We start from the raw sequence: 9,480 nt of genomic DNA, 5'->3' as shown, positions 1-9,480 counted from the left end.
ATAGTACCTATATTTATTTAAGATATACTATATGTTGAGTTGGACTTTGTATTTATGCTAATATGAAAAATCCTCAATAGAAAAGGATTATAATTTATATAAATTTGAAGGAGGTAATTGTAAAGTGAGTAATAAATTAAGAAAAGTAGGTATAGTTGGAGTTGGGCATGTTGGAGCACATTGTGCTTTTAGCCTTGCAACTCAGGGAATTGTAGATGAATTAATTCTTGTAGATACAAATAAGCAGAAAGCAATAAGTGAAAGACAGGATTTAATTGACAGTGTTACATATCTGCCACATCGTATAAATGTTGAAATAGGAGAATATGAAGATTTAAAAGATTGTGATATTGTTGTTATAAGTGTTGGAATAATCACTAAAAATCATGACAGACTTGAAGAATTACAGGTTAGTGTAGATATGGTTGACAGTTTTGTAAAGAGAATTGTTGATGCAGGATTTAAAGGAATATTCATAAATATCACTAATCCATGTGATATAATTGCAAGAAGAGTATGGCAGTTATCTGGATTTGATAAATCAAGAGTATTTGGAACAGGTACAGGGCTTGACAGTTCTCGTTTCAGAGCAGTTCTTGCAAGAGAAACAGGTGTTGACCATAAATGTGTGCAGGCATATACATTAGGAGAACATGGAGATTCACAAATGGCGGCATGGTCACAGGTAAGTTTTGCAGGAAAGCCACTTTCTGAACTTGAAAAAGAAGACCCAGATCATTTTGCTCATCTTGATAAACCAGCATTATTAAAAGAAGTAATAAATGCAGGATGGGTAACATTTGCAGGAAAAGGAGCTACTGAGTTTGGAATAGCATCTACACTTGCAAGATTTGTTCAATGCATTTTCCATGATGAGAAGCAGATAATGCCAGCATCTACATTGCTAGAAGGTCAGTATGGAGAAGAAGGCTTATTTATAAGCACACCTTGTATGATAGGCAGAAATGGAATTGAAAGAGTAATTGAATTAAACTTGAATGATGAAGAATTAAAAGAATTTAAACATTCATGCGATGTAATAAAAAGTCATATTGCTAAAATTAAATAAACATTGATAAAAGCAGTTTTTCAAAATCTCAACTCCTGATTTTGGAAAACTGCTAATTTATTTTGCAAAATTTGAATCAATATAAAGTAAATTTAAACAATAATATTTAAGTTATTTTATCTTAGGTAAATGTACTATATAATAATACAGAAAAATATTGTAATTAAGAAAGATTGTGTGAATGATGAAGATAGGCGTAACGACTACAAGAGAAGCAGAAGAAAAATTAATTTGCAGGGCAGAAAATGTATCTGAAGAATTGAAAATACCATATATAAAAAGAGGTAATCAAAGCATTGATAAAATATTTTCAGGAGGAAATTTTGATTATCTATTAGTGGTGGAAAGAAACAGGCTGGTTATAAATGGAGAGGATTGCATATTATTTTGGCATCCTAATATGTCAGAACTTAAAATTAAATCCTTAAAAAATGGAAATAAGGAAGCAATATTAGAAGCTGTACAGCTTAATAAGGGTGACAGCATTTTAGACTGCACTTTAGGACTTGGAGGAGACTCACTTGTTTTTTCAGCAGTTGTGGGGCCCAAAGGATGTGTTATTGGAATTGAAGTTAATAAATACATAGCATATATTACTAAAAATGGATTGCAGACATACAAAGATAGTAATGGCAACACTTTAGATTATATGAAGCGTATAAAAGTAATTAATGATTCGTATGAAAATTATCTTAAAATCCAGGAAGATAATAGTTTTGATGTTGTATATTTTGATCCTATGTTTAAAAAACCTAATAAGAAATCAACATCAGTAAATTCATTCAGAGCTTTTGCTGATCATAGAGAACTAACAGAAGAGACACTTAAAGAAGCACTTAGAGTGTGCAGAAAAAGAGTTGTTATAAAAGAAAGATATGGAGAAAATGATTTGGAAAAGCTTGGGGTGAAAAAATTTTATGGCAGCAGCAGGAAAGGGGCTATCATTTATGGAGTAATTGAGAAGGTATTTTAAAACATGGCAAAAGTGTAGTTTAGAGAAGCTACAATTATTATAAGAATTCCTTATAAAATCCTTATAATTAAGTTTTAATATTTAATTACAAGGAGGAATGAAAAGATGACTGAATATATTTTAAAAACAAAAAATTTATGCAGAAAATTTAAAAAACAATATGCAGTTAAAGACCTGTCAATTTCAGTAAAAGAAAATTCCATATATGGATTGCTTGGGGCAAATGGAGCAGGAAAATCCACTCTTTTAAAAATGATTACGGGAATGCTTAAACCAGCTAGTGGAAAGATATTTTTTGATGGACACAAGTGGGAAAGAAGAGACTTGAAATATATTGGCTCTTTAATAGAAGAAGCACCTTTGTATGAAAATCTTACTGCAAGAGAAAATTTAAAAGTAAGAACAACTGTACTTGACATACCAGATTCAAGAATTGAAGAAGTTCTTAAAATTGTAGAACTTGAAAATACAGGAAAGAAAAGAGCAGGACAGTTTTCTATGGGAATGAAGCAGAGACTTGGAATTGCAATTGCGCTTCTTAATAATCCCAAACTCCTTATACTGGATGAACCTACGAATGGTCTTGATCCTTTTGGAATACAGGAATTGAGAGAACTTATAAAATCCTTTCCAAAACAAGGTATTACTGTAATATTATCAAGCCATATTTTAAGTGAAGTTGAGCAGATTGCAGATCATGTTGGAATAATATCTAACGGAATCCTGGGCTACGAAGGAAAGCTGGAACAGGGAATGAATCTTGAAGAATTATTTATGGATGTTGCAAAGAAATATAGAAGGGAGGAATAGTTATGTTAAGATATTATATTTCAGAAAACATGAAAATAAAGAATACTCTCGTTCAAAAATTAACGTTTATAGCACCAGTGTCTGTGATTCTCCTATCAGTATTGTTAACAAGAAACTATTTTCAGATAGATATATATAATTGGTGGTATACATTGATTATTCCTGCTGGACTGCCGCTGATATGTTCACTTTTATTTAAAATTGATGGTGGAAAAAAGAAAAACAGAGGAGTATTAGGTCTCTATGTTGATTTGAAAAAAGTATGGATGGCTAAAGTTTTTACAGGAGTTAGTATTATAGCAGTTTCAACCTTGCTGATTTTTATTGCAGCACAGTTAGTTGTGTATATAATTCCATTTAAAAGTGCTTATCCGATTCCTTTAAAAGATGGTGCTATTGCAACTGTACTGATTATAATAACCACTGCATGGCAGGTGCCTTTATATATTTTCATAAGCAGAAAAATAGGAATGGTTATTAGTGTTATTTTAGGAATGAGCATAAGCATTGGTTCAATACCTATATCAACTGAAAATATGTGGTGGTTATGTCCTTTTTCATATACTTCAAGAATTATGTGCCCAATACTTAAGATACTTCCTAATGGATTGATGGCAGTTCCTGAAAGTGTTACTTTTAAACCAGAACTTTTAAATGTTTCATCTGTAGGCTTTGCAGTTATAGTCACTATTATATTATTTTTAGTTATTACCATATTGACTGGAAGACTATATGAAAATGTGGAGGCGAGATAAGTTTATGAAAATTTCTGTTCTTATAAGACTTATGAAAGCAGATTTTATGAAGATGAAACATACATGGTTTTATTGGATTCATATATGTATTCCTTTAATAGGTGCAGCAGTATTTTTACTCTACTATTCAGCTGCACCATGGAAAGCTGTAGATAAAATAAGTGGATATTTTGAAGCATTATGTATGGCTTTTCCAATATTAATAGGAATTGTATGTGAAATGGTTATAGAAAAAGAATCAGAAGCAGGCCGGTTTAAAGAAATGCTTTCTTTACAATATGGAAAGGGAATATGTTTTTTGAGTAAAATACTGATTCTTTTAATTTCAGGATTAATTTCGCTTTTTGCTGCTGTGAGTGTGTTTTTTATTGGATTTCAATATATATTGAACCAGAATATACTGCCAGTTAGTTTTTATATGATAGGAATTGGAATCGTTTTTATAGCACAAGTATTTATTTATATATTTCATATAGGCATAAGTATAAGATTTGGAAGAGGAGCATCTATTGGAATGGGAATATTTGAAATGCTTGTTGCTGCATTATTAGAAACAGGGCTTGGAGATGGAATATGGCAAATGGTGCCATGCAGCTGGGCAGTCAGATTTATTGAAATCTATTTTATTAATGCAGGCAGTTTCATGAATACAGCTGAAACTTTTTCTGCAGTTAAATTTTTCATGGAAAACTGCATGACTGGATTTAGAAACTGCATTATATTTACACTTATCTTGGGAATATTTTCAGCAATATGGTTTAAATCATTTGAAGGCAGTAAAATAGCGTAAATATGGTATATAATGTAGTTATGATGTAAATATGAGAAGATAACAATATATATTCTAATTAACAATGTACAATTGATAATGAAGGATGAAATCTTAGGAGCGATTTCTTTAATTATTATATAGTTTTGTTATTTGGAAGAGATATGTATTTATTGGGAAGGAATAGTCAGTATAATATCTAGTAAATTTGAAATATTGGGGTGGTTTTAATGGCAGATATACTTGCAATAGATGATGAAGAGGGAATATTGAAAATCATAAAAAACGCTTTAGAAAGAGAAGGATATCATGTGAGTACGGTATCAAATCCCATGGATATTTCAGACAATCAGTACCTTAAATATGATCTTATTCTCCTTGATGTAATGATGCCTGAAATAGATGGCTTTTCTTTGTGCAGAAAAATAAGAAATCTGGTAGACTGCCCTATAATATTTCTTACAGCAAAAACTATGGAACAGGATATTGTTAAAGGACTGAGCATTGGAGGAGATGATTATATTTCAAAACCATTTGGAATAAAGGAGCTTAGGGCAAGAGTAGCAGCACATTTAAGGCGTGAACACAGGCAAAAGCAGAATGCTTTTTCAATTTCAGATATTAAGTTCAATATGTCAGCAAAGGAAGCATATTATAATGAATGTCTTATACCATTTACCAAAAGTGAATATAGTATATGTGAGTTTTTAGCAGTAAATCATGGACAGACATTTTCTAAAGAGAGGATATATGAAAATGTATTTGGATTTGAGGGAAATAGCGATGTATCTGCTATTGTGGAACATATAAAAAATATAAGAAGCAAATTTAGGAGCCTAGGACTGAATCCGATTGAAACAGTATGGGGGATAGGATACAAATGGAAGGAATAAGAAAGAAAAACGCAAACATTAAGGAAAAAAGCGTTTCCAAGATTTTTGCAGGATATATATTCCTTTTTTGTATAACTGCCGTTTTAATTTTAGCTTTAGAAGGAATATTATTTTTAAAAGCAGTAAATAAGGGGATTATTTTATCTGCCAATTATTATGAACAGAAAATTGAAAAAAACAGAGATGAGATAGAAAAAGCTCAGTCAGTTAAGGAATTTATACCCAAAGAGTGCAGTTATGCAGTTTATGATAAAGAAGGAAATATAACAGATTCCAATGTATCTAAAATTGAAGCTGATAAAATGTGGGCTATTATACAAAATGGAGCTGTATCAAATGGCAGCAGTTATTTTAAAGTTATACAAAGGGAAAGTGGAATATGTATCGTTAAATATAGACTGAATGCAACTTTTTCAAATCCAGTTTTAAATTATTATATGCCAAATGCTGAATTAATTTTCAATTCAGTAATGATAGGTTTATTTATAATTGAAATTATAATTTTTTCTAAGGCATTTAAAAATAAATTGAAAAGAGAGATAAAGATATTAAAGGATGCTGCTGAAAAAATTGAAATGGAGAATCTGGATTTTGAAGTTAAGTATTGTGGAATATCTGAGGTAAATGAAGTTATTAAAACATTGGATAAAATGAAGGAAGAACTTAATAAATCACTTAAGAAACAGTGGGATATGGAAGAAGGAAGAAAAGAACAGATGGCAGCATTAGCTCATGATTTAAAAACTCCTCTTACAATAATAAAAGGCAGCTCTGAACTTTTGGAAGAACTGGATTTAAAAAAGGATGCAGCAGAATTAAATGAGAATATTATAAGTGAAGTTACCAATATGGAATTTTATATAAGCAAACTTATTGAAATCATAAAATCTGAAAAGGAATATGAACTGGTTAAGAAAAAAATCAATCTTGTGGAGTTTATCAAGGAAGTAATAGAAACAGGAAACTCTTTATGTTCTAAAAAGAAAATTAAATTTAAGAGTGAGATAGAAAATATTCCAGAGGTTATAAAAGCTGATAGATCAGCCCTAAAGCGTGCACTTGTTAATGTGATCTCCAATGCAGTTGATTACAGTGTTGAAAATGGAGAAGTATCATTTAAAACATATGCAGATAATGATAGAATTGTTTTTATAATTGAAGATTGTGGAAAAGGATTTTCCAGAGAAGAATTAAAATTGGCAACAGAACGGTTTTATCAAGGGGATAAAAGCAGAAATTCAAAAAATCATTATGGAATGGGGCTGTATATTTCTAGAAAGCTTATTGAAAAACATGATGGAAATATATATCTTGATAATTCTGAGAAACTTGGAGGAGCTAAAGTAACTTTGGAATTATTTATAAAATAGATAATTACTACTATAGGAATTATTTTTGGTGAACTTATTCCTCCATATGAAAGTGAACGAGTATGTGCAATAGAAGAACTTTTTGCAGATACAGGAATTCATTTTCGTCATACAAAGCATATAAGGGAGGAGATATGGAGTAAATTTCGATTGAATGTATGCAACAATTTACCACAGGCAATTTTAGGAGCTGGTGCAGGCTGTTATAGAGACAGTACTCATATGGAAGCAATAAGAAATGGACTAAGACATGAATTGGAAGCAGTTGCATCTGCAAATTCAATAATGTTATTTGCCTTTGACGAGGGCTTTGTTTTCTCGGAAATTGTATCATCAATAATAAAATATATTGGTTTATTAGTTTCTTCAGCTTTCTTCCAAATAGAATCAATAACAAAGGATTTCAAAGACTGTTCTAACAGAGCATGGTTCCATGGACTATCAGATAAAAACCTTGTAATACTGGTTCGATGCCTATGCGAAGCAAGCTCAGCTATATCGGATACTTTGCCTCTATAACCTTTTGAAATCATTGCATTTAAAATGCTTTCTAAATGTTTTAATTGTGGCTTAGTTAGATATAAATCAAAATTTAATTGCTTAAAAAATTTGTATAGTGTTGATTTTTCTGATATAATTGTGTTCTGAAGCATTTATGTATAACTCCTTGTTGTTTTTTGTGTAGGAACTTAATTATAACAAAGATTTATCATAAATGTTTTTTTATTTTAATTAAATGTAAAATTATTCAATCATTTTTGCACTATCATAGTAATATATACAAATTGAAAGGAGATTCCTCTCATGCAGATAAAAAATAGTGTTATAAACAAAAGTATTGATTATATTTTGCAGCACATAGATGATGATATTTCTATTGAAGATGTTGCACGTTACTGCAATTTTTCGAAGTTTTATTTCAGTAGAATGTTTAAAGAAGAAACAGGTCTAAGCGTTTATAATTTTATTAAGAGCATGAAAATAGATCAGAGTGCTGTGAGTTTAAAAATTGAAAAGGACAAGACAATTACAGACATAGGAAATAATTTTGGATACAGTTCTTCAAATTTCAGTTCTGCATTTAATAAAGAGTATAATATTTCTCCAGTTGATTTTAGAAAATCTGTAAGTATAGAAAGTACCAAGAATCCATTTTATTCTCATGAACAGGTGAAATTTAAGAGCTTTGAGCACTATGAGAATAACATATCAATAAGGAATATCAAAGATTATAAGGTATTATATGAAAGATATATTGGTAATTACAGCGAAATTGGACAGAACTGGCATAGTTTAATGGAACGATTTAAACAGTATATTAACGAGGATACTCTTATGATTGAAAAGTCATATAATGATCCGTCTATAAGCTCATTTAACAAATCTGTATATGATTTATGTATAACTGTTAATGATAATATAAGTGAAAGTGACGATATAACTATGAAGGATATTATTGAATCAGATAATTTTAAAATTATACAAGGTGGAAAATTTGCAGTATATAGATTTGATGGCTTTGTTGGTGATATTTTTGGAAGCTTTCAGGGAGCCTTTACAGTATGGCTTCCAAGGAGTAGATATGAAAGAGACGACAGATTTGGGCTTGGTATTTATAGAAGTATTGACTGGAGAAATAATAGAGTAGTCATGGATTTATGCATCCCTATAAAATAGAGCAAGAATTCAGAAGTAAAAATATACAGATTCGCTTATGATATATGTAAAGAAAGTTATTTACAAATTCGGAAAGGAAGATTGTATATGTTTGATATTAGAAAAATTCAGGAAAAAACTATTTATGAGGTTGTAAAAAATGAGAGCAGTGAAGATATTGCAAAAGAAATTGTATTTGGAAAAGATGGAGCAGGCAAGGATGAAAGTAATCCTATATGGGTTAATTCAACAATGAAAAGGCTTGAAGATAAGTTTGATAAAACATCTGTTAAGAAGATAAGAATGAAGTGTCAGTGTGGTTTCGGCATGGATGAAAAGGTAAAACTTGTTGAAGAACTTAAGGAACAGTCATCAAATCTTGAGGAACTTGCAGCCCTTCCAAAAGCAAGAGCAGCAGGACTATTATATCAGGATGGATATCTTCATCTTCAGTTTAATTATTGTCCATGCCCTATGATGGCCGAAGTGGATAAACTTCAGTCGTACACATGGTGCCAGTGTACTACAGGTTACAGCAAGGTGCTATTTGAGAAGGCATTTGGCTGTGAAGTAGATGTAGAATTATTAAAGAGTATTAAAGCAGGAGACGATATATGTCTTATGAAAATAATTCCTCACGGAAAGATTTGGAGATAATAAATAGAAATATGTATAAAATATACAGTTTTAAGGTATTAAGACTGTATATTTTTTATGTGTGCCCAGCATGGGCACAATCTTAAGGGTGAAAGTCCCTAATCTGCCCTAGCAGTGGGAAGGATATAGCTGAACACCAAGGGTGTCCGTCGTGAGGCGGAATTTGAAGGAAGGTGTAGGCAAATCTCTGGTCTGACGAACAGAAATCATATCAGGCTATAGTTAAGGATAAGACTGCATAACGTGTCAAAGTCCAATAACTGTTCGGAATTAACTATAGTATATATGGAGAGAAAGATTGTGTTCTTACCTGGGGAGGTCTCGTCAGCGAACGGAAACAGAGTATGAAATTCGTAGTAACAACGAATGGTGAGAAGTCAGCCGAGGTCATAGTACCAATCCACAATCCAAAGTTTTCTTTAATATGCTCTGGCTGTGTGCTTCTTGGAATTATAAATGATAAGATAGAAGTGTAAAGAAATGATTATTTAAGAATGTATAAAATTGCTTAAATAAGGTATAATTGCC

Annotated in this window: 10 protein-coding genes and 1 pseudogene; 10 read left to right on the top strand and 1 reads right to left on the bottom strand. The window is 31.0% G+C overall.

Going from position 1 to position 9,480, the window contains the following annotated elements; translation table 11 throughout:
• Positions 1 to 124 precede the first annotated feature (124 nt).
• From Q0F58_RS14850 to Q0F58_RS19680, 8 genes and pseudogenes are all read left to right on the top strand, one after another.
• The gene (locus tag Q0F58_RS14850; protein ID WP_294378177.1) at positions 125 to 1,069 is read left to right on the top strand and encodes an L-lactate dehydrogenase; all 945 of its coding nucleotides are present in this window, start codon (positions 125 to 127) and stop codon (positions 1,067 to 1,069) included.
• A 184-nt stretch (positions 1,070 to 1,253) separates the two neighbouring features.
• Positions 1,254 to 2,042 carry a class I SAM-dependent methyltransferase gene (locus Q0F58_RS14845; RefSeq protein WP_367118197.1) on the top strand — a complete coding sequence of 263 codons (789 nt, stop codon included), beginning with the start codon at positions 1,254 to 1,256 and terminating at the stop codon, positions 2,040 to 2,042.
• 105 nt (positions 2,043 to 2,147) lie between these two features.
• Complete coding sequence (locus Q0F58_RS14840; RefSeq protein WP_294378174.1) at positions 2,148 to 2,852, top strand: lantibiotic protection ABC transporter ATP-binding protein; 705 nt, start codon at positions 2,148 to 2,150, stop codon at positions 2,850 to 2,852.
• A gap of 2 nt (positions 2,853 to 2,854) precedes the next feature.
• On the top strand, positions 2,855 to 3,607 hold the full coding sequence (locus Q0F58_RS14835) for a lantibiotic immunity ABC transporter MutE/EpiE family permease subunit (RefSeq protein ID WP_294378172.1): 753 nt from the start codon (positions 2,855 to 2,857) through the stop codon (positions 3,605 to 3,607).
• A gap of 4 nt (positions 3,608 to 3,611) precedes the next feature.
• Positions 3,612 to 4,397, top strand: coding sequence for a lantibiotic immunity ABC transporter MutG family permease subunit (locus tag Q0F58_RS14830; protein WP_294378170.1), 786 nt, complete (start codon positions 3,612 to 3,614; stop codon positions 4,395 to 4,397).
• 209 nt (positions 4,398 to 4,606) lie between these two features.
• Positions 4,607 to 5,269, top strand: coding sequence for a response regulator transcription factor (locus tag Q0F58_RS14825; protein WP_294378167.1), 663 nt, complete (start codon positions 4,607 to 4,609; stop codon positions 5,267 to 5,269).
• Positions 5,257 to 6,639 (top strand): sensor histidine kinase KdpD, encoded by a 1,383-nt coding sequence (locus Q0F58_RS14820; RefSeq protein ID WP_294378165.1) that lies wholly within the window; start codon positions 5,257 to 5,259, stop codon positions 6,637 to 6,639. Before Q0F58_RS14825 ends, Q0F58_RS14820 begins: the two co-directional genes overlap by 13 nt.
• Before the next feature lie 150 nt (positions 6,640 to 6,789).
• Positions 6,790 to 6,882: pseudogene (locus Q0F58_RS19680) on the top strand (hypothetical protein); the annotation flags it as partial.
• Here Q0F58_RS19680 and Q0F58_RS14810 read toward each other — a convergent pair.
• Entirely contained in the window at positions 6,858 to 7,172 is a 315-nt protein-coding gene (locus Q0F58_RS14810; RefSeq protein WP_294378179.1) for a hypothetical protein, read from the bottom strand. The pseudogene Q0F58_RS19680 and the gene Q0F58_RS14810 overlap by 25 nt on opposite strands.
• 271 nt (positions 7,173 to 7,443) lie before the next feature.
• Between Q0F58_RS14810 and Q0F58_RS14805 the strand changes: the two genes are divergently transcribed.
• Positions 7,444 to 8,316: a GyrI-like domain-containing protein gene (locus Q0F58_RS14805; protein ID WP_294378163.1), complete on the top strand. Its 873-nt coding sequence runs from the start codon at positions 7,444 to 7,446 to the stop codon at positions 8,314 to 8,316.
• An 87-nt stretch (positions 8,317 to 8,403) separates the two neighbouring features.
• Complete coding sequence (locus tag Q0F58_RS14800; RefSeq protein ID WP_294378161.1) at positions 8,404 to 8,952, top strand: DUF6144 family protein; 549 nt, start codon at positions 8,404 to 8,406, stop codon at positions 8,950 to 8,952.
• Positions 8,953 to 9,480 lie beyond the last annotated feature (528 nt).

The sequence above is a fragment of the uncultured Clostridium sp. genome, assembly GCF_934754915.1.
GTDB lineage: Bacteria > Bacillota > Clostridia > Clostridiales > Clostridiaceae > Clostridium.
The sequence above is the reverse complement of the archived record's forward strand: the minus strand, read 5'-3'. Positions and strand labels throughout refer to the sequence as shown.

Excerpts from the sequence above, each read along its gene's own strand:
- Q0F58_RS14830 (WP_294378170.1), top strand. The coding sequence starts at position 3,612 with ATGAAAATTTCTGTTCTTATAAGACTTATGAAAGCAGATTTTATGAAG.
- Q0F58_RS14805 (WP_294378163.1), top strand. The coding sequence starts at position 7,444 with ATGCAGATAAAAAATAGTGTTATAAACAAAAGTATTGATTATATTTTG.
- Q0F58_RS14800 (WP_294378161.1), top strand. The coding sequence starts at position 8,404 with ATGTTTGATATTAGAAAAATTCAGGAAAAAACTATTTATGAGGTTGTA.
- Q0F58_RS14825 (WP_294378167.1), top strand. The coding sequence starts at position 4,607 with ATGGCAGATATACTTGCAATAGATGATGAAGAGGGAATATTGAAAATC.
- Q0F58_RS14820 (WP_294378165.1), top strand. The coding sequence starts at position 5,257 with ATGGAAGGAATAAGAAAGAAAAACGCAAACATTAAGGAAAAAAGCGTT.
- Q0F58_RS14840 (WP_294378174.1), top strand. The coding sequence starts at position 2,148 with ATGACTGAATATATTTTAAAAACAAAAAATTTATGCAGAAAATTTAAA.
- Q0F58_RS14835 (WP_294378172.1), top strand. The coding sequence starts at position 2,855 with ATGTTAAGATATTATATTTCAGAAAACATGAAAATAAAGAATACTCTC.
- Q0F58_RS14810 (WP_294378179.1), bottom strand. The coding sequence starts at position 7,172 with ATGATTTCAAAAGGTTATAGAGGCAAAGTATCCGATATAGCTGAGCTT.
- Q0F58_RS14845 (WP_367118197.1), top strand. The coding sequence starts at position 1,254 with ATGAAGATAGGCGTAACGACTACAAGAGAAGCAGAAGAAAAATTAATT.